The 23,615-nt window shown below is 60.9% G+C and carries 22 protein-coding genes; 18 read left to right on the top strand and 4 right to left on the bottom strand.

Features of this window, described 5'->3' with window-relative positions:
- Positions 1-31: 31 nt before the first annotated feature.
- The 5 genes from BLV09_RS28495 to BLV09_RS28515 are packed head-to-tail and all read left to right on the top strand — an operon-like array spanning position 32 to position 7,748.
- Positions 32-1,927, top strand: a complete 1,896-nt coding sequence (locus BLV09_RS28495; RefSeq protein WP_146689782.1) for an extracellular solute-binding protein — start codon at positions 32-34, stop codon at positions 1,925-1,927.
- A gap of 14 nt (positions 1,928-1,941) precedes the next feature.
- A complete protein-coding gene (locus BLV09_RS28500; protein ID WP_146691338.1) occupies positions 1,942-3,813 on the top strand; it encodes an extracellular solute-binding protein in 1,872 nt (623 codons plus the stop codon).
- A 3-nt stretch (positions 3,814-3,816) separates the two neighbouring features.
- Positions 3,817-4,923, top strand: coding sequence for a microcin C ABC transporter permease YejB (locus BLV09_RS28505; RefSeq protein WP_100385536.1), 1,107 nt, complete (start codon positions 3,817-3,819; stop codon positions 4,921-4,923).
- Entirely contained in the window at positions 4,923-6,101 is a 1,179-nt protein-coding gene (locus BLV09_RS28510) for an ABC transporter permease (RefSeq protein ID WP_100385537.1), read from the top strand. The genes BLV09_RS28505 and BLV09_RS28510 overlap by 1 nt, the downstream gene beginning before the upstream one ends.
- Positions 6,102-6,110: 9 nt before the next feature.
- Positions 6,111-7,748: an ABC transporter ATP-binding protein gene (locus BLV09_RS28515; protein ID WP_100385538.1), complete on the top strand. Its 1,638-nt coding sequence runs from the start codon at positions 6,111-6,113 to the stop codon at positions 7,746-7,748.
- Positions 7,749-7,877: 129 nt separating this feature from the next.
- Here BLV09_RS28515 and BLV09_RS28520 read toward each other — a convergent pair whose 3' ends face one another.
- Both BLV09_RS28520 and BLV09_RS28525 read right to left on the bottom strand, forming a co-directional pair.
- Complete coding sequence (locus BLV09_RS28520; RefSeq protein ID WP_100385539.1) at positions 7,878-8,375, bottom strand: pilus assembly protein N-terminal domain-containing protein; 498 nt, start codon at positions 8,373-8,375, stop codon at positions 7,878-7,880.
- Between the two features lie 110 nt (positions 8,376-8,485).
- The gene (locus BLV09_RS28525; RefSeq protein ID WP_100385540.1) at positions 8,486-9,331 is read right to left on the bottom strand and encodes a sterol desaturase family protein; all 846 of its coding nucleotides are present in this window, start codon (positions 9,329-9,331) and stop codon (positions 8,486-8,488) included.
- Positions 9,332-9,653: 322 nt separating this feature from the next.
- On the opposite strand from BLV09_RS28525, the gene BLV09_RS37495 reads away from it, so the two are divergent.
- From BLV09_RS37495 to BLV09_RS28565, 9 genes are all read left to right on the top strand, one after another.
- Positions 9,654-9,797, top strand: coding sequence for a hypothetical protein (locus tag BLV09_RS37495; RefSeq protein WP_167558905.1), 144 nt, complete (start codon positions 9,654-9,656; stop codon positions 9,795-9,797).
- A 90-nt stretch (positions 9,798-9,887) separates the two neighbouring features.
- Entirely contained in the window at positions 9,888-10,412 is a 525-nt protein-coding gene (locus BLV09_RS28530; protein ID WP_146689783.1) for an A24 family peptidase, read from the top strand.
- Positions 10,413-10,538: 126 nt separating this feature from the next.
- A complete protein-coding gene (gene cpaB, locus BLV09_RS28535; protein WP_167558906.1) occupies positions 10,539-11,330 on the top strand; it encodes a Flp pilus assembly protein CpaB in 792 nt (263 codons plus the stop codon).
- Positions 11,331-11,347: 17 nt separating this feature from the next.
- Positions 11,348-12,817: a type II and III secretion system protein family protein gene (locus BLV09_RS28540; protein ID WP_100385542.1), complete on the top strand. Its 1,470-nt coding sequence runs from the start codon at positions 11,348-11,350 to the stop codon at positions 12,815-12,817.
- A gap of 21 nt (positions 12,818-12,838) precedes the next feature.
- Complete coding sequence (locus BLV09_RS28545) at positions 12,839-13,579, top strand: CpaD family pilus assembly protein (RefSeq protein ID WP_167558907.1); 741 nt, start codon at positions 12,839-12,841, stop codon at positions 13,577-13,579.
- Positions 13,576-14,844 (top strand): AAA family ATPase, encoded by a 1,269-nt coding sequence (locus BLV09_RS28550; protein ID WP_100385544.1) that lies wholly within the window; start codon positions 13,576-13,578, stop codon positions 14,842-14,844. Before BLV09_RS28545 ends, BLV09_RS28550 begins: the two co-directional genes overlap by 4 nt.
- Before the next feature lie 22 nt (positions 14,845-14,866).
- The gene (locus BLV09_RS28555) at positions 14,867-16,351 is read left to right on the top strand and encodes a CpaF family protein (RefSeq protein WP_100385545.1); all 1,485 of its coding nucleotides are present in this window, start codon (positions 14,867-14,869) and stop codon (positions 16,349-16,351) included.
- Entirely contained in the window at positions 16,348-17,325 is a 978-nt protein-coding gene (locus tag BLV09_RS28560; RefSeq protein ID WP_100385546.1) for a type II secretion system F family protein, read from the top strand. Before BLV09_RS28555 ends, BLV09_RS28560 begins: the two co-directional genes overlap by 4 nt.
- Before the next feature lie 51 nt (positions 17,326-17,376).
- Complete coding sequence (locus BLV09_RS28565) at positions 17,377-18,309, top strand: type II secretion system F family protein (protein ID WP_433994450.1); 933 nt, start codon at positions 17,377-17,379, stop codon at positions 18,307-18,309.
- A 183-nt stretch (positions 18,310-18,492) separates the two neighbouring features.
- Here BLV09_RS28565 and BLV09_RS28570 read toward each other — a convergent pair whose 3' ends face one another.
- Positions 18,493-19,299: a tetratricopeptide repeat protein gene (locus BLV09_RS28570; RefSeq protein ID WP_146689787.1), complete on the bottom strand. Its 807-nt coding sequence runs from the start codon at positions 19,297-19,299 to the stop codon at positions 18,493-18,495.
- A gap of 244 nt (positions 19,300-19,543) precedes the next feature.
- On the bottom strand, positions 19,544-19,756 hold the full coding sequence (locus BLV09_RS28575) for a hypothetical protein (RefSeq protein ID WP_146689788.1): 213 nt from the start codon (positions 19,754-19,756) through the stop codon (positions 19,544-19,546).
- A gap of 174 nt (positions 19,757-19,930) precedes the next feature.
- Between BLV09_RS28575 and BLV09_RS28580 the strand changes: the two genes are divergently transcribed.
- From BLV09_RS28580 to BLV09_RS28595, 4 genes are all read left to right on the top strand, one after another.
- Positions 19,931-21,310: a leucyl aminopeptidase family protein gene (locus BLV09_RS28580; RefSeq protein ID WP_146689789.1), complete on the top strand. Its 1,380-nt coding sequence runs from the start codon at positions 19,931-19,933 to the stop codon at positions 21,308-21,310.
- Positions 21,303-22,145 (top strand): NlpC/P60 family protein, encoded by an 843-nt coding sequence (locus BLV09_RS28585; RefSeq protein WP_146689790.1) that lies wholly within the window; start codon positions 21,303-21,305, stop codon positions 22,143-22,145. The genes BLV09_RS28580 and BLV09_RS28585 overlap by 8 nt, the downstream gene beginning before the upstream one ends.
- Before the next feature lie 196 nt (positions 22,146-22,341).
- Positions 22,342-22,923 (top strand): TadE/TadG family type IV pilus assembly protein, encoded by a 582-nt coding sequence (locus tag BLV09_RS28590; protein WP_100385552.1) that lies wholly within the window; start codon positions 22,342-22,344, stop codon positions 22,921-22,923.
- Between the two features lie 26 nt (positions 22,924-22,949).
- Entirely contained in the window at positions 22,950-23,552 is a 603-nt protein-coding gene (locus tag BLV09_RS28595; RefSeq protein WP_244549211.1) for a TadE/TadG family type IV pilus assembly protein, read from the top strand.
- Positions 23,553-23,615 lie beyond the last annotated feature (63 nt).

Consider the following 23,615-nt stretch of genomic DNA (forward strand, 5'->3'; position numbering starts at 1 on the left):
ATAGAGCGCCGTAACAGCAGGGATTTCTCCTTTGGCAATTACCCGACGACACCTTTTGCAGAGCGCAGCCTCCACCGTGATCGCCCCGGCACTGGGAGCAGCAGCAGGTTTTCCTGCGATCAACTCGGCGCATGCGCAATCGACGGCAAGCGAGCCGGCCTGGCGTCACGCGTTGTCGCTGTTCGGGGACGTCAAATATCCGGCCGACGTCAAGCACTTCGACTACGTCAATCCGGATGCCCCCAAGGGCGGCATGGTGCGCCAGATCTCGATCGGCACCTTTGATAATTTCAACATCGCCGTGTCGGGCGTGAAGGGCAAAATCGCGCCGGCGATCGGGCTGATCTACGAAACCCTGACCAGCGGGGCGCAGGACGAGATCGCGACCTATTACGGTTTGCTGGCCGAATCGTTCGCCTATCCCGACGATTTCTCGTGGGCCAAATACCGGTTGCGCAAGGAGGCGCGCTGGCAGGACGGCAAACCGGTGACCCCGGAAGACGTGCTCTTTTCGCTCGAGGTCTTGCGGAAATACAATCCGATGTATTCCGCCTACTACCGTCACGTCGCCAAAGCGGAGAAAACCGGCGAAGGCGAGGTCACGTTCACCTTCGACTCCCCGGGAAACCGCGAATTGCCGACGATCGTCGGCGAAATCACGGTGTTGCCCAAGCATTGGTGGGAGGGCGTCGACAGCGACGGCAAGAAGCGCGACATCTCCGCAACCACGCTGGAAAAGCCGCTTGGCTCCGGTCCTTATCGGATCAAGGATTTTACGGCCGGCCGCTCGGTCGTGCTCGAGCGCGTGAAGGATTACTGGGGCGCCAATCTGCCGGTGCAGGTCGGCACCAATAATTTTGATGAGCAGCGATTCGAATTCTTCCGCGACAATCTCGTGGCGCTGGAGGCCTTCAAGGCTGACCAGGCGGACTGGATCCTGGAGAACTCGGCCAAGCAATGGGCGACGGCCTATGACTTTCCGGCGGTCGCCGAGAAGCGCGTCATCAAGGAACAATTCCCGATGCGCAGCGTGGGCCGGATGCAAGGCTTCATCTTCAATCTGCGCCGCGATCTGTTCAAGGACGTGCGGCTGCGGCGCGCCTTCAACTATGCTTTCGATTTCGAGGAGATGAACAAGCAGTTGTTCTACGGCGCGTATAAGCGGATCAACAGCTACTTCTCAGGCACCGATCTTGCGAGCTCCGGCCTTCCTGAAGGTCAGGAGTTGCAAATCCTGGAAACCGTACGCGACAAGGTTCCGGCCGAGGTCTTCACGACGCCCTACACGAATCCGGTCGGCGGCAACCCGGAAGCCGTGCGCGCTAATTTGCGCGAAGGCGTCAGGCTTCTGAAGGAAGCCGGCTTCGAGATCAAGGACGGCAAGCTGGTCGATGCGTCGGGAAAGCCTGTCAGCGTCGAGTTTTTGACAAGCGAGCCGCCGATGGAACGCTTGATGCTGTTCTACAAACCGTCGCTCGAACGTCTCGGCATCACCGTTTCGATCCGGACCATCGACGATGCTCAGTATGAGAATCGTTTGCGCAATTTCGACTTCGATATCGTTACCGACGTATGGGCGCAGTCGCTGTCACCGGGCAACGAGCAGCGCGACTTCTTCGGATCGCAGTCGGCGGACAGTCCCGGCGGCAAAAACACTCCCGGCATCAAGAATCCCGCGGTCGATGCCCTGATCGATCGCATCATCTTCGCAAAAAATCGCACCGAACTGGTCGCCGCCTGCAAGGCGCTCGATCGGGTGTTGCTGTGGAATTTCTATGTCGTGCCGCAGTACGGCACAGACTCCTGGAATTTCGCGCGCTGGGATCGCTTCAGCCACGCCGAGCCGCTGCCGAAATACGCTATCTCCGGTTTCCCGACGGTGTGGTGGTGGGACGCTGAAAAAGCTGCCAAGGTCGGCAAAGCGTGAGCAATCCCGCACGGATAATGTCGCTCTCGCGCCGGCATGTGCTCGGGCTTGGCGTCGGCGCACTGGGTGCCATGCGGTTTCGGCCTGCGACGGCCGCGACCGACGGCAATGCGGAAGTTCACGGGATATCGGTGTTCGGCGACCTGAAATATCCCGCCGACTTCAAGCATTTCGACTATGTCAACATCGCGGCGCCGAAAGGGGGAGTGTTCTCATTCATTCCCTCGCAGCGCGCTTTCAACCAGTCGTTCCTTACGTTCAATTCGCTTAACGCCTACATCCTGAAGGGTGAAGGCGCGCAGGGCATGGACATGACCTTTGCGACGCTGATGGCGCGCGCGAACGACGAGCCGGATGCGATGTACGGTCTCGTTGCCAAGTCGGTACAGATATCGGCTGACAAGACCAGCTATCGCTTCACCTTGCGTCCGGAGGCGAGGTTTCACGACGGCTCAAAACTGACGGCGCATGACGCCGCCTTCTCGCTGACCACGCTGAAGGCAAAGGGTCATCCCCTCATTCTGACGCAGATGCGCGACATGATGAAGGCCGAAGCGGTCGATGACGCCACGCTGGTTGTTACCTTCGCCGAAAAGCGCGCGCGCGACGTACCGCTTTTCGTTGTCAGCCTGCCGATATTCTCACAAGCCTATTACGCGACGCGGCCGTTCGACGAATCGACGCTCGATACGCCGCTGGGATCGGGGCCGTACAAGGTCGGCAAGTTCGAGGTCAATCGCTACATCGAGTTCGAACGGGTAAAGGACTGGTGGGCTGCCGACCTTCCAGTCAACCGCGGAAGCTACAATTTCGATATCGTGCGGTACGAGTTCTACCGGGATCGCGATGTTGCCTTCGAAGGCTTCACCGCGAAGAACTATCTGTTCCGTGAGGAGTTCACCGCGCGGGTATGGGCGACGCGCTATGATTTTCCGGCGGTCAAGGATGGCCGGGTGAAGCTCGAAACATTGCCCGACGATACGCCGTCAGGTGGCCAGGGCTGGTTCATGAATACCCGCCGTGAGCAGTTCAGGGATCCGCGGGTACGCGAAGCGCTGATCCAGGCGTTCGATTTCGAATGGACCAACAAAAGCATCATGTACGGCGCCTACAAGCGCACTGTTTCCCCGTTCCAGAATTCGGACATGGTGGCGGAGGGACCGCCGTCGCCGGAAGAGCTCAAGCTGCTCGAGCCGTTTCGCGGCAAGGTACCGGACGAGGTGTTCGGGATGCCGTTCGTGCCGCCGGTGTCTGACGGATCGGGCCAGGACAGGACGCTGCTGCGCAAGGCGTCGCAATTGTTGCAGGACGCCGGGTTCGTCATCAAGGACGGCAAGCGACTATTGCCAAATGGAGAGGCGTTCAAGATCGAGTTTTTAAGCGACGATCCCACGTTTCAGCCGCACCATGGGCCCTTCATCAAGAATCTCGGCACGCTGGGGATCGACGCCACGTTGCGGATTGTCGATCCCGTGCAATACCGGGCTCGGGTAGAGGATTTCGACTTTGACATCACCGTCGAGCGGCTGCCGGCGCTGGCGACGCCAGGGGACGCTGTGCGGCCATTCTTCTCATCGCAGGCCGCCGCGACCAAGGGCTCTTATAACCTTGCCGGGATCTCCGATCCCGTGATTGACGCGCTGATCGAAAAAATTCTCGCCGCCGACAACCGCGCCGATCTGACGATCGTGTGTCGTGCCTTCGACCGGGTGTTTCGTGCCGGACGCTATTGGGTGCCGCAATGGTATCGCGCCACACACCCGATCGCCTATTGGGATGTTTTCTCTCATACGGAAAAACCGCCGCGTTACGCGCAGGGCGTCGGCGCGCCGGAAAACTGGTGGTCCGATCCGACCAAGGTCGCCAAGGTCGAGCAGGCGAAATAGCTCATGAGCGCTTATATCGCCCGCCGGATTCTTCTGATGTTCCCGACGCTGTTGGGCATCCTGTTCGTCTCGTTTGTCGTGGTGCAGTTCGCGCCCGGCGGTCCGGTGGAGCGTGTGATCGCGCAGCTCAGCGGCGCGGATACCGGCGGCACCTCCAGGATTTCGGGCGGCGGTGGCGATTTCGGCGCGCGCGGCCAGGTCAATATATCCGGCGATGCCGTCGGATCGAAGTACCGCGGCGCGCAAGGGCTCGATCCTGAATTCGTCAAGAGCCTGGAAAAACAGTTCGGCTTCGACAAGCCGGCGCCGGAGCGTTTCGCGCTGATGGTGTGGAATTTCTCGCGCTTCGACTTCGGCAAGAGCTATTTCCGCGATATCAGCGTGCTGCAACTGATCAAGGAGAAGCTGCCGGTTTCGATATCGCTCGGAATCTGGATGACGCTCCTGACCTATCTGATCTCGATTCCGCTCGGCATTCGCAAGGCGGTGCAGGACGGCTCGAAGTTCGATACCTGGACCTCCGCAGTGGTCATCATCGGATTCGCGATACCGGGATTTCTGTTCGCAATTCTGTTGATCATCCTGTTCGCCGGCGGTTCGTTCTTCAATATTTTTCCATTGCGCGGTCTCACCTCGGATGGTTGGTCGCACTTCCCCTGGTACTGGAAAATCCTGGATTATTTCTGGCACATCACGCTGCCGCTGATCTCGATGGCGCTCGGCGCCTTCGCCACCATGACGCTGCTGACCAAGAATTCGTTCCTGGATGAGATCCGCAAACAATATGTGATGACCGCGCGCGCCAAGGGCTGCAGCGAGCGTCAGGTGCTCTACAATCACGTCTTCCGCAATGCCATGCTGATCGTGATCGCCGGTTTTCCGGGCGCCTTCATTCACGCCTTCTTCTCCGGCTCGCTCCTGATCGAAACCATTTTCTCGCTCGATGGCCTGGGCCTGCTCGGTTTCGAAAGCGTGCTGAACCGCGACTATCCGGTGGTGTTCGGAACGCTGTTCATCTTTTCGCTCGTCGGCCTTGTGGTCAATTTGATCTCCGATCTGGCGTATATGTGGATCGATCCGCGGATCGATTTCGAGGCGCGGGAAGTCTGATGACCGTGATCGCGCCGCCCCCGATCGAAACCACGACGCAATCGCCGCTCGGCGAAGCCGTGCCGATGACGCGCCATCGTTTCAGCCCGTCGCCGCTCAACCGCCGCCGCTGGCAGAACTTCAAATCGAACCGTCGGGGTTACTGGTCGTTCTGGATTTTCCTGATCCTGTTCTTCATTTCGCTGTTCGCCGAGCTGATCGCCAATGATCGGCCGTTCCTGATCAAATATGACGGGCATCTGTATTGGCCGGCCTTCGTCAGCTATCCCGAAACCGCGTTCGGCGGCGATTTTCAGACCGCGGCAGACTATCGCGATCCGTATTTGCAGAAGCTGATCGCGGACAAGGGCGGCACCATCCTCTGGCCGCTGATCCGCTATTCCTACGATACGCACAACCTCGACCTGCCGACGCCGGCGCCATCGCCGCCGACCTGGATGCTGACAGAGGCGCAGTGCAAGGAAGTGGTGCAGCGCAAGGGCCTGAAGAGCTGCCGCGACCTCGAATACAACTGGCTCGGCACCGATGACCAGGGCCGCGATGTGGTCGCGCGCCTGATCTACGGCTTTCGCCTCTCGGTGCTGTTCGGCCTGACGCTCACCATCATCTCGTCGATCATCGGCGTCGCCGCCGGCGGCATCCAGGGCTTTTTCGGCGGCTGGATCGATTTGACGTTCCAGCGCGTGATCGAGGTGTGGACCGCGATTCCTTCGCTGTATCTGCTTTTGATCCTGTCGTCGGTGCTGGTGCCCGGCTTCTTCGTACTGCTCGGCATCCTCTTGCTGTTCTCATGGGTATCGCTGGTTGGTCTGGTGCGGGCGGAATTCCTGCGCGGCCGCAATTTCGAATATATCCAGGCGGCGCGTGCGCTCGGCGTATCCAATGGCGTGATCATGTTCAGGCATCTGTTGCCGAATGCCATGGTCGCGACCATGACGTTCCTGCCATTCATCGTCTCCTCATCGGTGATGACGCTGACCGCGCTCGACTTTCTCGGCATGGGATTGCCGCCGGGCTCGCCATCGCTTGGTGAGTTGCTGTCGCAGGCGAAGGCCAATGTTCAGGCGCCGTGGCTCGGCTTCACCGGCTTTTTCGCGGTCGCCATCATGCTGTCGCTACTGATCTTCATCGGCGAAGCCGCGCGCGACGCCTTCGATCCGCGCAAGACATTCCGATAGGCAGGTCGCATGGACGCCATCAACCAGCCGCTGCTCCATGTCCGTGATTTGTCGGTGGCGTTTCATCAGCCGAGCGGCACTTCGGTTGCGGTCGACGGCATTTCGTACGACATCAAGCGCGGCGAGTGCGTGGCGCTGGTCGGCGAATCCGGTTCCGGAAAATCCGTCAGCGCGTTGTCGATCCTGAAGCTATTGCCGTATCCGACCGCTTCGCATCCGTCAGGCAGTATTCAGTTCAAGGGACGCGAACTGCTCAATTTGTCGGAACGCGAGATTCGCGGCATCCGCGGCAACGACATCTCGATCATCTTCCAGGAGCCGATGACGTCGCTTAATCCGCTGCATACGATCGAGTCCCAGATTGGAGAGATCCTGCAGCTTCACAGCGGAGTCCGCGGCGCCATGGCGCGCGCGCGAACGCTCGAGCTGCTCACGCAGGTCGGCATTCCCGATCCGGAAACGCGGCTCGCGAGCTATCCGCATCAATTGTCCGGCGGCCAGCGCCAGCGGGTGATGATCGCGATGGCGCTCGCCAACGAGCCTGATCTCCTGATCGCCGATGAGCCGACCACGGCGCTCGACGTTACCGTACAGGCGCAGATCCTGACCCTGCTCGCCGAAATTCGCGCGCGGCTCGGCATGAGTCTGCTGTTCATCACCCACGATCTCGGCATCGTGCGCCGCATCGCCGATGTGGTCTGCGTCATGAACAACGGCAAGATCGTCGAGCAGGGGCCGGTCGAACAGGTCTTCACCGCGCCTAAACATCCGTACACCCGCGCCTTGCTTGCGGCCGAGCCGAAGCCCGATCCGGCGCCGCCCCGTCCTGAGTCACCGGTCGTGATGTCGACCGATGATCTGAAGGTCTGGTTTCCGATCAAGCGCGGTGTGCTCCGCCGTACGGTCGGACATATCAAGGCGGTCGATGGCGTCAGCCTCTCGGTGCGCAAAGGCGAAACGCTCGGCGTTGTCGGCGAATCCGGCTCCGGCAAGACCACGCTGGGGCTCGCGTTGCTGCGTCTGATTTCATCAGACGGGCCGATCGTGTTCCTGGGCAAGGACATCCAGGGCCTGCGTTTCAAGGCGATGCTGCCGTTCCGCCGTGACATGCAGATCGTGTTTCAGGATCCGTTCGGCGCGTTGAGCCCGCGCATGTCGGTCGGTGATATCGTTGCCGAAGGTCTGACCGTGCATCAGCGCGGGCTTTCGGAATCCGAACGCGAAACGCGGGTGATCAAGGCGCTCAGGGATGTCGGCCTCGATCCGGCGACGCGGTTTCGCTATCCGCATGAATTCTCTGGCGGCCAGCGCCAGCGCATCAGCATCGCCCGCGCGGTGGTGCTGGAGCCGAATTTCGTCGTGCTGGATGAGCCGACCAGTGCGCTTGATATGCTGTTCCAGGCACAGATGGTCGATCTGCTGCGCGAATTGCAGCGCAAGCGCGACCTGACCTACATGTTCATCTCGCATGACCTGCGCGTCGTCGCCTCGCTCGCCAGCCACCTGATCGTGATGCGGCACGGCAAGGTAGTGGAGGAGGGGGCGGCTGCGGAGCTGTTCCAAAACCCGAAGAGCGATTACACGCGCGCGCTGTTTGCGGCTGCGTTTCGGCTCGAAGCCGCTCCCGGTGGCGCCGTCGCGGATTGACTTGGCTCAACGCGTTGTCGGGCGAAATCCTGCTCCGCACCGGCTACGGGCTGGAGTCCGGTTCGCGTGGAGAAACGCGTTAAACAAAAACGACAGCCTGGTTCCGACCCGGTCGGAACCGAACCGGTTCTAATTGGTGGATTTGCTTGCGCCGCCGGCTTGGGTGGAGAGCGTACCGGCCTGGTCCATCGTCTGCTTGAAATAGCTATCGCCATCGCCGAGCGTGACCCGGCGCTGGCAAATCGGCATGCAGCTATAGGACTCCCGGTCGACACCGCGATAGACCGTCACGAGCTGGTCGGTGGGGCCCTCGACCTGGATGACGCGGTCTACCAGTACCTCGCCGCCGCGGTCCATGGCGATGAAATTGGTCGCCCCGTAGCCCTTGCCGGTGACAACGACGATCCCGCCGCTCTGCAGCGTGACGTCGGCGATCAAAGGATTTCCGACCACGATGGTTGAAACACGGGCGGGGAGTTTGACGAGCTTCGCCTGATCGACATTGACCGCGATGGCGTCAGGATGCGGCTCGGCAAAGGCAACGGCCGGCAACAGCAGAACTGCCGCCGCCAGCGAGCGGAGTCCGGAAAAGGCGCGTGTGCGCGTACGCAGGCACTTGAACGACATACTCTACTCCGGGACGTTGACTAGCCGGCTGAGGCGATATGCAGCGGAACCGGCGCCCGACCTGGCTAACCTGACTTCAATTGGTGAACGAACTGCAAACGGAGCTGAAATTACGTTCGCCCTTCGCTGATCCATTGCCGGAACGGATAGGCGATTTGCCCGACGATTTCGGATGGGATGGCATCTTCCTTGCCGTACGCCTGCGGCAGCTCGCCCTCAGGCATCCGGAACGTGCCGAACAGGATGTCCCACAGCGGAAAAGTCCCGGCAAAATTGGTGTTACCGCCCTCTTCCAGCGCCGTATGGTGCCAGCGGTGGAAGACCGGCGTCGCCAGCACGTATCTAAACGGTCCAAGCGTCCAGTTGAGGTTGGCGTGGACGAACGCGGAATGGAACAGGTTGAAAGGTCCCACCCAAAGCATGATGTTCGGCGAGATGCCGGCCATCAGCAGGATGACATCCACCCCGATGGTTCCAAGGAACAGGTTCACCGGATGGAAACGCGCCGCCGAAATCCAGTCCAGCTCTTCGGACGAATGATGGATCGCGTGATATTTCCAGAAGCCGCCGCCGTGAAACAGGCGGTGCAGCCAATAGAGCATGAAATCCGACAAAGCCAGGAACAGCAGCGCCTGCAGCCACAACGGCAACGTCGCGAGCGGGCCGTGGCCATTGTCGTAAAAGGCAATCAGCTGATCGGCATCACGAATATTGAAGACGAAGCTGGCGCCGACCACCAATAGCCCGATCCGCAACACGCGACCAAATAACGGCACGAAGAACCAGTAACAGACGTCGGTCACCAACTCGCGCTTGCGCCACCATGGCGTTCCGGGATTGCACGCCCAGAAGTGGCTGAGCACCGAAAACACCACAGCCACCACGATGGTAAGGGGAACCACTTTGGCGATCGTCTCACCAAGCATCCCGACGATTTCCAACACCACGTTCGACATCACCGCCTCATCTGACCAGAGATATCAACGGTTACGCGTCCATGTTTAAGGAGCCATGAAGAAGACGCGGCGAACGTTGTTCACAATGCTCATGATGACGTGATCACAGCCTGTTTCGCCTTGTAGCAAAGGCCTTAATCCGAAATTTACTCTGCTCGAGAGCAACCGATTCCAGCCGCGTTTTCGCCATCGAATTAACGACGCTGAAATTCGCCGACCTTAGGGTGAACAACTCGTCGAAATAATCGGCGTTCAAGGCCGATTGTCGAAGGCCTCCGATCCCGGAGCCTTTTGTTTCCACCGCAAATGCGACGGCGTACATATGCGTAAACCCGATGCCGCCTCGGCCGCGGCCAGAACAGTACCCTCAGCGGGCAACCGCAGTGAAGCGCCCGTGGAACTGGTCTGCCTGGCGCTGGCCTTGGCGATTCTCGTGCTCGCGATGCGGATCGTGAGTATCTGGTGATCCTCGATGCGTTTCCCGATTGTTCATATCTGACAATTAAAATCGGGCGATGCTCCGACCTCGCGCCAGCAGCACGGGCTGTGTAATCCCATGATCCTCGACATCGCTCGGCTTCTGCTGTTTCCGGCCCTGATGGCATTCGCCGCCGCAAGCGATCTTTTCACCATGACGATTTCCAACCGGGTGTCGCTGGCCCTTGCGGCGGGATTCCTGGTTCTCGCTTTGTTAAGCGGCATGGGACCCTACGATATCGCCACACATGTGGGAGCCGGCGCCAGCGTACTCGCGGTCGCTTTTGCCTGCTTTGCCATGGGCTGGATCGGGGGCGGGGACGCCAAGGTCGCGGCTGCCGCAGCGCTATGGTTCGGCTTCGGCCATCTGCTGGACTATCTGCTCTATGCTTCGCTGTTTGGCGGCGTCCTGACGCTGTTGCTGCTCCAGTTCAGACAATGGCCGTTGCCCTACGCCCTGGCCGGTCAGGCCTGGTTACTCAGGCTGCACGCCAAGGAAAGCGGCATTCCCTACGGCGTCGCGCTCGCCATTGGCGCATTGATGATCTATCCCGACACGGATTGGATCAGGGTGGTCGATCTCGCTCACTTCGCCGTCCCCTGATCTCGCCGGATAAACCCGGCGTTAAGGCGATTTAGATACGCCTCATTAACCATGCTTTGACGAATAACTGGTCAACTCCCATCACGGCGACGGAAGCGTCGCGGCGTAATGTGGAAAGTGAAGCGTATGAATACCGCACGCATTGTCGTCCTGACCGTCGCTATCGGTGCTGGCGGCATTGCCGCGTACCTTGCGAGCGGATCCGACAAGCCGATTCCGCAGGCCGCACCGGTGGCGCAGCTGCAAACCGTGGATGTGCTGATTGCGAAGTCCGATATCGCACTCGGCCAGACCGTCAAGCCCGAAGACCTGCAGTGGCAGACCTGGCCCCAGGCGACCGCGAGCAACACTTTCATCCGCCGCAACGATCGCCCCGACGCCACAACGCAGATCGCCGGTTCGATCGCGCGCGCGCCGTTCATTGCAGGCGAGCCGATCCGTGAGCAGAAACTGGTCAAGGGCAATGGATCTGGCTTCATGGCGGCGATCCTGCCTTCGGGGATGCGCGCCGTCTCGACCGAAATCTCGCCGGAGACCGCCGCCGGCGGCTTTATCCTGCCGAACGACCGCGTCGACGTCATTCTTTCGAAACACGAGAAAAATCCGGACCACGCCTCATCGAACGATGTGGTCGAGGCGGAAATCATCCTGACCAACATTCGCGTTCTCGCGATCGACCAGGCGCCGAAGGAAAAAGACGGCCAGAACACCGTGGTCGGCAAGACCGTCACGCTCGAACTAAAGCCCGAGCAAACCGCAACGCTTACCGCCGCACGTCAGGCCGGCACGCTGTCGCTGGCGCTGCGCAGCATCGCCGACGTCAATGCGGTCGCGAGTAACGCCGACGATCCAGCCCCCAAACGCAGCAACGGCATCAACGTCATTCGATATGGCGTACCGACCCAGACGACGAAGTGATTAAGAGGACGACCGACATGAAATGCAGGGGAAATCAGCGGTTAATGCGGGCCTTTGTGGTTCGCGCGCTGTCATTCTCGGCCGTCGCGGCACTGACGCTCAACCCGGCCTTGACCCCGGTTGTGGCAGCCGACTATGGCGTCGCGGCGCAAGTCGCACCGGTCGCCGCCGACGGACAGATGAATGCGCGCTTCCTGTCGCTCGGCATCGGCAAATCGATCGTTATCGATCTGCCGCGCGACATCAAGGATGTGCTGGTCGCGGACCCCAAGATCGCCAACGCCGTGGTTCGTTCCGCGCAACGGGCCTATATCATCGGTGCTGCCGTCGGTCAGACCAACATCGTGTTTTTCGATTCCGCCGGCCAGCAGATCGCTGCCTATGATATCGCGGTAAAGCGCGACCTCAACGGCATACGCGCCGCATTGAAGCAGGTGGCGCCGAACTCCGACATCCAGATCGACGGCCTTGGCGACAGCATAATACTGACCGGTACGGCGGCCACGCCGATTGAGGCGCAACAGGCGGGCGATCTCGCCGCACGGCTTGCAGGCGCAGCCGAGAAGGTCGTCAACTCGATCGTGGTCAGGGGGCGCGACCAGGTGATGTTGAAAGTCACGGTCGCTGAAGTGGCGCGTTCGATCGTCAAGCAGATGGGCATCGATCTCAGCGCCAATTTGAGTTACGGCAGCTCGGTCGTGACCTTCAACAATTCGAATCCGTTCACGGCAAACGGTGGCCCGCTGGTTTCCGGCAACGCCCTGACGACATCGTTCGGTTCCACGCCATCGGTCAGCGCGACCATGCGTGCGATGGAAAGCGCAGGCGTGGTTCGTACCCTGGCCGAGCCGAACCTGACCGCGATCTCGGGCGAGTCCGCGACCTTCATCGCGGGCGGTGAGTTTCCGATTCCCACCGGCGTGACCTGCCAAACCACGGCGGCGGGATCGGTCGGGCAATGCGCCCCGTCGATCGGGTTCAAGAAGTTCGGTATCTCGCTCAATTTCACCCCGGTCGTGCTCACCGAGGGCCGGATCAGCCTGCGGGTGATGACCGAAGTATCCGAAGTCTCCACCGACAATTCGATCAACATCAGCGGAATTTCGGTGCCTTCGATCAAGACTCGCCGTGCGGAAACGACGCTGGAGATTCCGTCGGGCGGCGCGATGGCGATGGCCGGCCTGATTCAGCAACAGCAAAAGCTGGCGATCAACGGACTGCCCGGGCTGTCGACGTTGCCGGTGCTTGGGTCGTTGTTCCGCAGCCGCGACTTCGTCAACAATCAGACCGAACTGATGGTGCTGGTGACGCCCTATATCGTTCGGGCCGTCGCACCGAAGGATCTGTCGCGCCCGGATGACGGGTTCGCCGCGGCTGCTGATCCGCAAGCCGATCTCCTGGGCAGCATCAATCGCATCTATGGCGTTCCGGGTCGCACCGAGCCGACACAGAATTATCGCGGCACCTACGGCTTTATTACGGACTGAGGCGGGACAAAGACGATGACGATGACAATCAAAACACCCGTCGATCGCAATCGCGTCTTCCGCGTGGCGGGAGCGCTTGTCGGTCTTGCCGTTGCGCTGGGCGCCTGCACCCATACCAGCGACGAAGTGACGACGGCGAGCATCCCGGACGATTATCGTCTGCGCCATCCGATCACGGTCCAGGAAGCGGACCGTTCGCTGGTGATCTTCGTCGGTCATGCGCGCGGCGGCCTCGCCGCATCCGATCGGGCCGATGTCATGGGCTTGGCGCAAACCTGGCGCCAGGAAGCGACCGGCCCGATCAACGCCGATGTGCCGGTCGACACGCCCAATGCCGCGGCGGCCGCGGACGCGTTTCGCGAAGTTCAGTCGCTGCTGACGGCGGGCGGCGTGCCGCCGCGCGGGATTGTCGTCCGCCATTATCACCCGAACGACCCGCGCCTGATGGCAACGATCCGGCTGACCTATCCGAAGATCTCGGCTGTCGCCGGGCCTTGTGGTTTGTGGCCTGAGGATCTCGGTCCCTCGGTCAAGGACAAGAGTTATCTTGAGAACAAGGACTATTATAATTTCGGCTGCGCCGCTCAGCGCAACGTGGCCGCGATGATCGACAATCCGTCAGACCTCGCGCAACCGCGGTCTGAAACCCCCGCCTACGCCGCACGGCGCTCGGAGGCCTTCGAGAAGTATCGCAAAGGCAATTCGACAGCGACCACCTATCCGGAAGCCGACAAGGCCAAACTCAGCGACACAGGCAAATGATCAGCTACGCCCGACAAAATTCCGACGAACAGCCGGACGTCACGCCGCCGCTCGCGGACGATCACATCGCCCCGTCGCCGCGCGTGTCGGTGCAGGCCTTTTGCGAGACCGTGGAAACCGCTGCAGCCGTGCAATCGGCGGGCGAAGACCGCCGCCTCGGCAAGGCTCATTTGAAGATTCAGATGGGCGGCATGGCAGCCGCCATCGAGGCCTATCGTACGGCGCCGACGCCAAACGTGATCATCCTGGAAACCGAAGGCCGCAACGACATTCTGACAGGCCTCGACCAACTCGCCAGCGTGTGCGATTCCGGGACCCGCGTCATTGTGATAGGCCGTCTCAACGATGTCGCGCTCTATCGAGAACTGGTGCGCCGCGGCGTCAGCGATTACGTGATTGCGCCGATCAACGCGCTCGACGTGGTGCGTTCGGTCTGCGGCCTGTTCTCGGCGCCTGAAGCAAAAGCGGTCGGTCGTATCATTGCGGTCGTGGGAGCCAAGGGCGGTGTCGGTGCATCCACCATTGCCCACAACGTGGCCTGGGCGATCGCACGCGACCTTGCGCTTGATTCCGTCGTCGCCGATCTCGACCTGGCATTCGGCACCGCCGGCCTGGATTACAACCAGGATCCGCCGCAGGGTATTGCAGATGCGGTGTTCTCTCCCGACCGCATCGACACGGCGTTTGTCGACCGCCTGCTGTCGAAATGCACCGACCATCTCAGCCTGCTGGCAGCGCCGGCAACGCTCGATCGGGTTTACGATTTCGGCGCCGACGCCTTCGATTCGATCTTCGACACCTTACGCTCGACGATGCCCTGCATCGTGCTCGACGTCCCGCATCAATGGTCGGGATGGGCGAAACGCGCGCTGGTCGGAGCGGACGATATTCTGATCGTCGCGGCGCCCGACCTCGCCAACCTGCGTAACACCAAGAATATCTTCGACCTGTTGAAGGCGTCTCGGCCCAATGACCGGATGCCGCTGTATTGTCTCAACCAGGTCGGCGTGCCGAAGCGCCCGGAAATCAATGCCAGCGAATTTGCCAAGGCCATTGAGACGCCGCCGATCGTTTCTATCCCGTTCGATCCGCAAATGTTCGGTTCGGCGGCGAACAATGGCCAGATGATCGCGGAAATCTCCGCCAGTCACCGCGCCACCGAATTGTTTCTGCAGATCGCGCAGCGGCTAACCGGCCGCGGCGAGACCAAGAAGCCGCGTAACTCGTTCCTGTCGCCGTTCCTGGAGAAGTTGCGGGCAAAGTAAGCCGTCCGCATGGAGTATCGTCGTGTTTGGTAAGCGTAGCGGAATAGAAAACGATTTGCGGGCGATGAAACCCGCCGCTGGCACGTTGGAACCGTCTTCCAACGCGGCTGCGGCTGTCGCCGCCGTCTCGCGCGAAGCAAAGCCGCCCGCGGTTTCTTCGCCACCGCTTGCGCCGGCCAAGCCGGTTGCACCCGCCCCCGCAATGGAAGCGCGGCGGTCGGATACTTACTACCAGGTCAAGGCGACCATCTTCGGCGCGCTGATCGAGGCCATCGATCTTGCCCAGCTCGCCAAGCTCGATGGCGAGTCGGCGCGCGAGGAAATCCGCGATATCGTCAACGAGATCATCGCGATCAAGAATATCGTGATGTCGATCGCCGAGCAGGAGGAACTGCTCGATGACATCTGCAACGACGTGCTCGGATACGGCCCATTGGAGCCGCTGTTGTCGCGCGACGATATCGCCGACATCATGGTCAATGGCGCCGGCACGGTATTCATCGAAGTCGCCGGAAAAATTCAGCGCACCGGAATCCGCTTCCGCGACAATCAGCAATTGTTGAATATCTGCCAGCGCATCGTCAGCCAGGTCGGCCGCCGCGTCGACGAATCCTCGCCGATCTGCGACGCGCGCCTCGCCGACGGCTCACGCGTCAACGCCATCGTCCCGCCTCTGGCGATCGACGGCCCGGCGCTCACCATCCGCAAATTCAAAAAAGACAAGCTCACCCTCGACCAGCTGGTCAAATTCGGCGCGATCACGCCGGAAGGCGCCGATATCCTGCAAATCATCGGGCGTTGCCGCGCCAATGTCCTGATCTCGGGCGGTACCGGTTCCGGCAAGACCACACTGCTGAACTGTCTCACCAACTATATCGACCACGACGAGCGCATCATCACCTGCGAGGACGCCGCCGAACTTCAGCTGCAGCAACCGCATGTGGTGCGCCTTGAAACCCGTCCGCCGAATATCGAGGGCGAAGGCCAGGTCACTATGCGCGAACTGGTCCGAAACTGCCTGCGCATGCGACCTGAACGCATCATCGTCGGCGAAGTCCGCGGACCGGAGGCGTTCGACCTCCTGCAGGCCATGAACACCGGTCACGACGGATCGATGGGAACGCTGCACGCCAACAATCCCCGCGAAGCCCTGTCGCGCTGCGAGTCCATGATCACCATGGGTGGATTTTCGCTGCCATCGCGCACCATTCGCGAGATGATCTGCGCCTCGATCGACGTCATCATTCAGGCCGCGCGCCTGCGCGACGGTTCCCGCCGCATCACGCACGTCACCGAGGTGATGGGCATGGAAGGCGATACGATTATCACCCAGGACCTGTTCATCTACGACCTGATGGGCGAGGACGCCAACGGCAACATCGTCGGACGGCACCGCTCAACCGGCATTGGACGGCCTCGCTTCTGGGATCGTGCGCGCTATTACGGCGAGGAGAAGCGGCTTGCCGCGGCGCTCGACGCAGCCGAAGTCGCCGGGAGCCCGCCATGAAAATGCAAACGCTCGCGCTGGCCTTTCTCGCCGCTACTGCCCTCGGTGGCCTGGCATGGGTTTTTCTCTATCCCATCCTGTCGGGTGAGAGGAAGGCCGAGAATCGCCGCGCGTCGATCGCGCGATCCGAGCCGGCGGCCTCGCGCCAGACCGACAAAAATCAACGCACGCGCCGTGAACAGGTCGAAGGGTCGCTGAAGGAACTTGAGGCGCGGCGGAAAAAAGACAAGAGGGTGCCGCTGGGCGTCCGCCTGACCCAGGCCGGCCTCGACTGGACGACGCAGAAATTCCTGGTGATTTCCGGCATTCTTGCCGCCGTCTTTTTCGTGCTTGCGCTGCTGTTCGGCGGTGGACTGCTCGCTGCGATCGGCCTGGCTTTTGCCGGCGGATTCGGTCTGCCGCGCTGGGCGCTGAGCTACCTGAAGAAACGCCGGGAAAAGAATTTCCTCAAGGCGCTGCCGGACGCCGTCGACGTGATCGTTCGCGGCATCAAGGCCGGGCTGCCATTGTTTGAATCGATCAAGGTCGTCGCGGCCGATTCGCCCGACCCGCTGAGGAGTGAATTTCTGGCGATCATCGAGACACAGGCCATTGGCATGCCGCTCGGCGAGGCCTGTGCACGACTGTACGAACGGATGCCGGTGCCGGAAGCGAATTTCTTCGGAATCGTCATCGCGATCCAGCAGAAATCCGGAGGCAATTTGTCCGAGGCGTTGGGTAATTTGTCCAAGGTGCTCCGCGATCGCAAGAAAATGGCCGAGAAAATTCAGGCCATGTCGATGGAAGCCAAGGCGTCCGCGGGCATCATCGGCTCGTTGCCGCCCACCGTCATGCTGCTCGTCTACCTCTCGACGCCGGGATACATCTCGGTGCTGTGGACGCATCCGACCGGCCAGTTGATGCTGGTCGGTTGCGTGGTCTGGATGTCCATCGGCATCTTCGTGATGAAGAAAATGATCAACTTCGATTTTTGATGGTGCAGCGTGATTCAGTTTCTGATTGAAAAAATCCATGACGCGCACTTCATGACCATGCTGCTTGCGGCCCTTGCCGCGAGCGCCACGGCCTACACGCTGATTACGCCGCTGTTCGCGGGCGACGGTCTGGCCAGACGGATGAAGGCAGTCGCGAGCGAGCGCGAGCGGATCCGGCAACGCGAGCGCGAGCGCCTCACCAAGTCCGAGAAAGTGTCGCTGCGGCAGGCACCAAAGCAACTCGTCTCCAAGGTGGTGGACGACTTCAATCTCGGAAAATGGCTGGCGCAGGAGGCTGCGCGCGAGAAGCTGATCATGGCCGGCTATCGTGGACACGCGCCCTATGTCACGTTCCTTTTTTTCCGGCTGGTCACGCCCATTCTGCTTTTCGTGGCGTCGGTATTGTATGTTTTCGTGATCTCCCACATGCAGAAGTCGATGCCGGTCAAGATCGGCATATGCGTCGTAACAGCCTATCTTGGATTGCAGGCGCCGATGATGTTCCTCAAGAACGCGATCAGCAAGCGCCAGCTCTCGATCAAGCGCGCCTTTCCCGATGCGCTTGACCTGCTGCTGATCTGCATCGAGTCGGGCATGTCGATCGAAACCGCATTCCGCAAGGTCAGTATCGAAATCGTGACGCAGTCCGTCGCGCTGTCGGAGGAGTTCACGCTGACCACGGCCGAGCTCTCTTATCTGCAGGACCGCAAGGTCGCTTACGAAAATCTGGCCAAGCGCACTGGCCTCGAGGGCGTGAAATCGGTCTGCCTGGCTTTGCAGCAGTCGGAGCGTTACGGAACGCCGCTCGGCCAGAGCTTGCGCGTCATGGCGCAGGAAAATCGCGACATGCGCATGAACGAGGCCGAGAAGAAGGCGGCCGGCTTGCCGCCGAAGCTGACGGTGCCGATGATCCTGTTCTTCCTGCCGGTGCTGTTCGTTGTCATCCTGGGGCCGACCGCTATCAAGGTCATGGCGATGCAGTAACGCCCGCAAGCGCGGTCTTCATAGCGGTTCGAGTAAAGGTCCGCCCCGCACGAGATGCGGGGGGAGGCCGGTTGGCACGAAGAAAACGCGTCAAAATCAGAAAACGAGGGCTCGGTTCTGATTTCCTTGGGGCTGAACAGGCACCGGTCGGAGCTGGTCACACGTTACGAGTGATCGAAGCGATTATTCGGGCTGGCCGAGCGACGCCATCGGCACCGGCTTGGCGGCCCCGCGCGGATTATCCTTGCGGTTGAGCATTTGCTTCAGATAAGCGACGTTTGCCGCCGCCTCGTCCGGCGGCAGATCCGCCTTCGCGATGCTTTCCGCCTCGGCGAAGCGGCCCTGCAAGCCGACTACCAGCGCCAGATTTTGCCGCACCCTGGAATCGGCCTTGCCGCTGGCATAGGCTTGGCGCAGCGTCTGTTCAGCTTTGGGCAGATCCCTGGAAAGCATGTAGGAGAGGCCGAGATTGGACAGCACTGACGGCTCGTCGGGCACGATCCTCAATGCGCTGACGTAATAGCCCCGCGCTTCGTCGTGACGGCCTAGCTGGTCGAGCATGGTTCCCTGCACCGAAAGGATTCGCCAATCGGGATTGTCGGGCGTATGCGCGCGCGCGAGGACATCGAAGGCGGCCTGGAAATTACTGTTGTCGGCAAGCGCCCGGCCGTAAGCCGCGAGCAGCGCCTTGTTGCCGGGATGGGCGATGGTGGCCTGTTCGAGCACGGCGGCGGCCTGGCTGTGCTGCCCGGTGGCACGGAGCGCCTGACCATAGGCCAGGGCGGCGTCAGCGTCCTTGGGGTTGGCGCGGTAACGTTCGCCATCAATTTCCGCCACGCGACGCGGATCGGCGGCGGCACCGCTGTCAGCCTTCGGCGTCAGCGAGCCTGTGATGTCTGACGTGGTCTGGCATCCGCAAAGCCCAACGGCAAAAATAGCCACCACGGCCGCAGACGCGAGATACCGGGCAACGCTGGACTGTCGACGCATGGCACTTTAACCCGCGATATCAGGCGAATTGATCGAGCTGAACGCGCCAGCAATAGACTGTTAACCCTAACGTCAGGTTAATTGACCTTTCAGCGGGTTTCGGATCGGGTCAAAGCCGATCGCAGGGCAAGCCGGTCACGATAACGCTCCGGTCCTCCACCGGTCCGTGCCGCCTCTATTGATCGACCGATCGCCCGCTGTGGTGCCCGGTTCGGATGTGCCCAGAGACCGGTCATCCATCCGGCTATTTGTGATGCTTGCGCAGGTAGGCGTGCAGCGACTCCATGCCGGTCTCGGCGAGCAAGGTCTTGAGCATCATGTCCTTGCGGCGACCTTGCGCAAAATGCTCGCCATAGGTCTTGCGCAACGATCCGATACGCGTGTTGCCGTGCTTCTTGTCGATCCGACCGGTCGTGTCGCGATGCCGGCCGTCCAGCCCCTTGCCCTTCTTGGCCATTTCACTCTCCCAGGTTGCAACATGGGAAGCCTAACACGCCCCCACTGCGGCGTGTAGGGCCGGAGACTTTCGGCCGCGTTCCCTAGGAGATTGCGGGCACGCGAAAACTTTGCGAAGTCTGGTTGGTCCAAAGCGTATCTGTATTGTCCCATCTAAATTGAAGACGAGCGAAGCATGCATTCCGTGTTCGAGACCGCGCCAGCCGCACCGGCGATTCCCATTACCTTTGCCACCAAAACGACATGGGATGCGATCCGCGATGGTCTTTCGGCGCCGGCCCAGCAGTTCGCGCTCGCCAACGGCTTTGCAGCGAAGCCCGGAAAATATCTGGCATTGCCTTCAGCTGACGGTGCGATTGCGCAGGTCATTTTCGGCCTCGACGAACAGACCAGCAAATCTCGCGATCCATTCAGGCCGGGGTCGTTGCCGGGCTTGCTGCCGCCGGGTACCTATCGCTTCGCCAATGCGCCGCACGACGCTCGCCTGGCTACGCTTGCCTTTGTCCTCGGCAGCTATCGTTTCAGCCGTTATCGCAAGGCGGATGAATCCGACGTCCGGCTGGTGCCGCCTGACGGCGTAGACCTCGCGGATATCACGCGCATGGCTGAGGCGGCCGGCCTTGCCCGCGATCTCATCAACACGCCATCAAACGACATGGGGCCGCAGGAATTGGCGCAGGCGGCGCAGGAACTCGCGACGCGCTTCGGCGCCAGTTTCAACTGCATCGTTGGTGATGATCTCGCGCAGGATTTTCCGCTGATTCATGCGGTCGGCATGGCATCGACGCGTGCTCCGCGCCTGATCGACCTCGGCTGGGGCGATCCCGCTCATCCCAAGGTGACGCTGGTCGGCAAGGGCGTGTGTTTCGATACCGGTGGGCTGGACCTGAAACCTTCCAGCGGCATGCTGATCATGAAAAAGGACATGGGCGGAGCGGCCAATGTACTGGCGCTGGCGTCGATGGTGATGGATGCCAGGCTGAAGGTGCGGCTTCGGGTCCTGATTCCCGCGGTCGAAAACGCCATCGCCGGCAATGCGTTCCGCCCGCTCGATATCTTCAAATCGCGCAAGGGTCTGACGGTCGAGATCGGCAACACCGATGCCGAAGGGCGGCTGATCCTCGCCGATGCGCTGGCGCTGGCCGACGAAGAAAAGCCCGACCTGCTGATCGATCTGGGCACCCTGACCGGCGCAGCGCGCGTGGCGCTCGGGCCGGATTTACCGCCCTTTTACACCGATGATGAGACGCTGGCGCAGGACCTGGCCGCTTGCGCGAAGCAGGAGAACGATCCGTTGTGGCGATTGCCGTTGTGGCCGGCTTACGATGCCTGGCTCGATTCAAAGGTCGCCAATATCAACAACGCGCCGTCGGGCGGGTTCGCCGGCTCGATCACCTGTGCGTTATTCCTGCAGCGTTTCGTCGAGGCCGCAAAAAGCTGGCTGCATGTCGATATCTATGGCTGGACCCCGTCGGCAAAGCCGGCGCGGCCGGAGGGCGGCGAATGCCAGGCGGCCCGCGCGATCTACAAATTGCTGGACGAACGCTATGGATGATCCACGCCTGACACCGGCGCGGCCCGATCTCGCCGCGAAATATCTCGAAGGAAAGGTCAAAGCCGCACGCTTCGTGCCCGGCGAGGCGTTTGAGGTGGCCGACGCCATCGCCCCCTTGCACGAAGGGCCGTCGGCGGCATCGATGCTGGCGACGCAGGCGCTGAAAGGCGAGCGCGTGACGATTTACGATCGCAACGCGGAGGGCTGGGCCTGGGGCCAGTTGAACGGCGATGGCTATGTCGGCTGGCTTCCCGATCGCGCACTCGTCAGGCCTGTTGCGGTGCCGACGCACAAGATCACCGCGATCAGAACGTTTGCGTTTTCGGGTCCCTCGATCAAGCTTTCTCCGGTCGATACGCTTTTGATGGGAACAACGCTGGCGGTCACGCGCGAGGATGGCCCGTTCGTCGTGACCCGTGATGGCCTTTATTTGCCGCGTCCGCACGTTGGACCGATCGATCATTATGAGGATGACTTCGTTGCGATCGCCGAGCGGTTTGTCGGCACGCCCTATTTGTGGGGTGGCAAGAGCAGCCTCGGGATCGATTGTTCCGGTCTCGTTCAGGTGTCGCTGAGCGCCGCCGGTACCGGCTGCCCGCGTGACAGCGACATGCAGCAGGATGGCCTCGGCAGGACGTTGGATCCGGCGGAATCGAACAAGTTGCGGCGCGGCGACCTGATCTTCTGGAAAGGCCATGTGGCGGTGGTGCGCGACGCCGACACCATCGTGCACGCCAATGCGCATCACATGGCAACCGTGATTGAAAATACAGGCGAGGCCATCGCGCGCATCAGCGCCGCGGGCAGCGAGATCATTGCGATCAAACGGCTCTGATTTTTGGTTTTGACGCGTTTCGCCGGTGCGAACCGGTTATGCACTCCGCGCCTCCTGCTTCGCGATGGGGCTGGACGATGGTTAACGCGCGGTTAATTCTGCGGTCCGCCCCGCTTCGATTTGGCGAAACAATTCAACAATCACTTTGAGGTAATCCTTGCGGGCAGATCGTTGCTGCCGCCGCAAGGATATCCCGATGTCTTCCGCCGCTTCATCAGCTTCCGTCAGAACTATCTTGCGCCGGTTTCGCCGCAGCCGCCGAGGCTCGGCCGCGGTTGAATTCGCGCTGGTCGCGCCGGTGTTTTTCGCGCTGCTGTTTGCGATCATCGAAACGGCGATCATCTTCTTCGCGGGCCAAGTGCTGGAAACCATTACCCAGGATTCCGCGCGCATCATCCAGACCGGTCAGGCGATGCTGCCGGGAGGCGTCACGCCGTCGCAGACCGGACCTCTCACGCAGACGCAGTTCCAGCAGTATGTCTGCAGCCAGATCCCGGCGCTGTTTAATTGCGCCAATGTCTACGTCGACGTGGAGAGCTTCTCGTCGTTCAGCAACGTGGTCATCACCAATCCGATCAGCAATACCGGCACGTTCATCAACAACATGCAGTATAACACGGGCGGCCCCTGCAATATCGTCATGGTGAGGCTGTTTTATCAATGGCCGCTGTACGTCACCGGCCTTGGTTACAACATCTCGAATTTGTCCGGCAGCCAGTACTTGCTGCGCGCCACGGCCGCTTTCCGCAACGAGCCCTACAACGGATCTTGCTCATGAGCCGCGTCGAGAAACCGGTATCGAAAATGTGGCTTCGCGCCCGGCTTTCCATCCGTGGTCTGATCCGGGATCGCAGCGCAGTCGCTGCGATCGAGTTCGCCATGGTTGTGCCGATCATGCTCGTGTTGTTTTTCGGAACGGTCGAGTTTTCTTCCGGCGTCGCGGTGGATCGCAAGGTTTCGCTGATGGCACACACGCTCTCCGATTTGGCGTCCCAGTCGCCGACGACGGGCGTCAGCGATTCCGATTTTGTCGGTTTCTTTGCCGCAAATGCTGCAATCATGCAGCCGTATGACACGACGCCGTTGAAGGCCGTCATTTCCGAACTTTATGTCGATGGAACAACGACGCCGCCCCAGGCGCGAGTGCAGTGGAGCAAAGGGTATCAAGGAGGCACGCCGCTTGCGGCGAAAACGGTCGTCACGGTACCAGGAGCCCTTTTGGTCGGTGGCACCTATCTGATCTACAGTCAGGTCAATTATCTCTACACGCCGACCGTGGGTTACGTGATGTCAAAGGCCGGCATCAACCTGAGCGACGTCAGCTACACGCGGCCGCGCCAATCGAATTGCGTTATTTATCCGGCGGTTGTCCCTCCAACTCCTATTCCGCCCTGTCCGACGTCTTGAACGCGGATACTTCGGTCGGACTCCTGGGCGCACCGGATCCATAGCCAAAAGGCCGCGCAATGG

This window comes from Bradyrhizobium canariense, from assembly GCF_900105125.1.
GTDB classification, from domain to species: Bacteria; Pseudomonadota; Alphaproteobacteria; order Rhizobiales; family Xanthobacteraceae; genus Bradyrhizobium; species Bradyrhizobium canariense_A.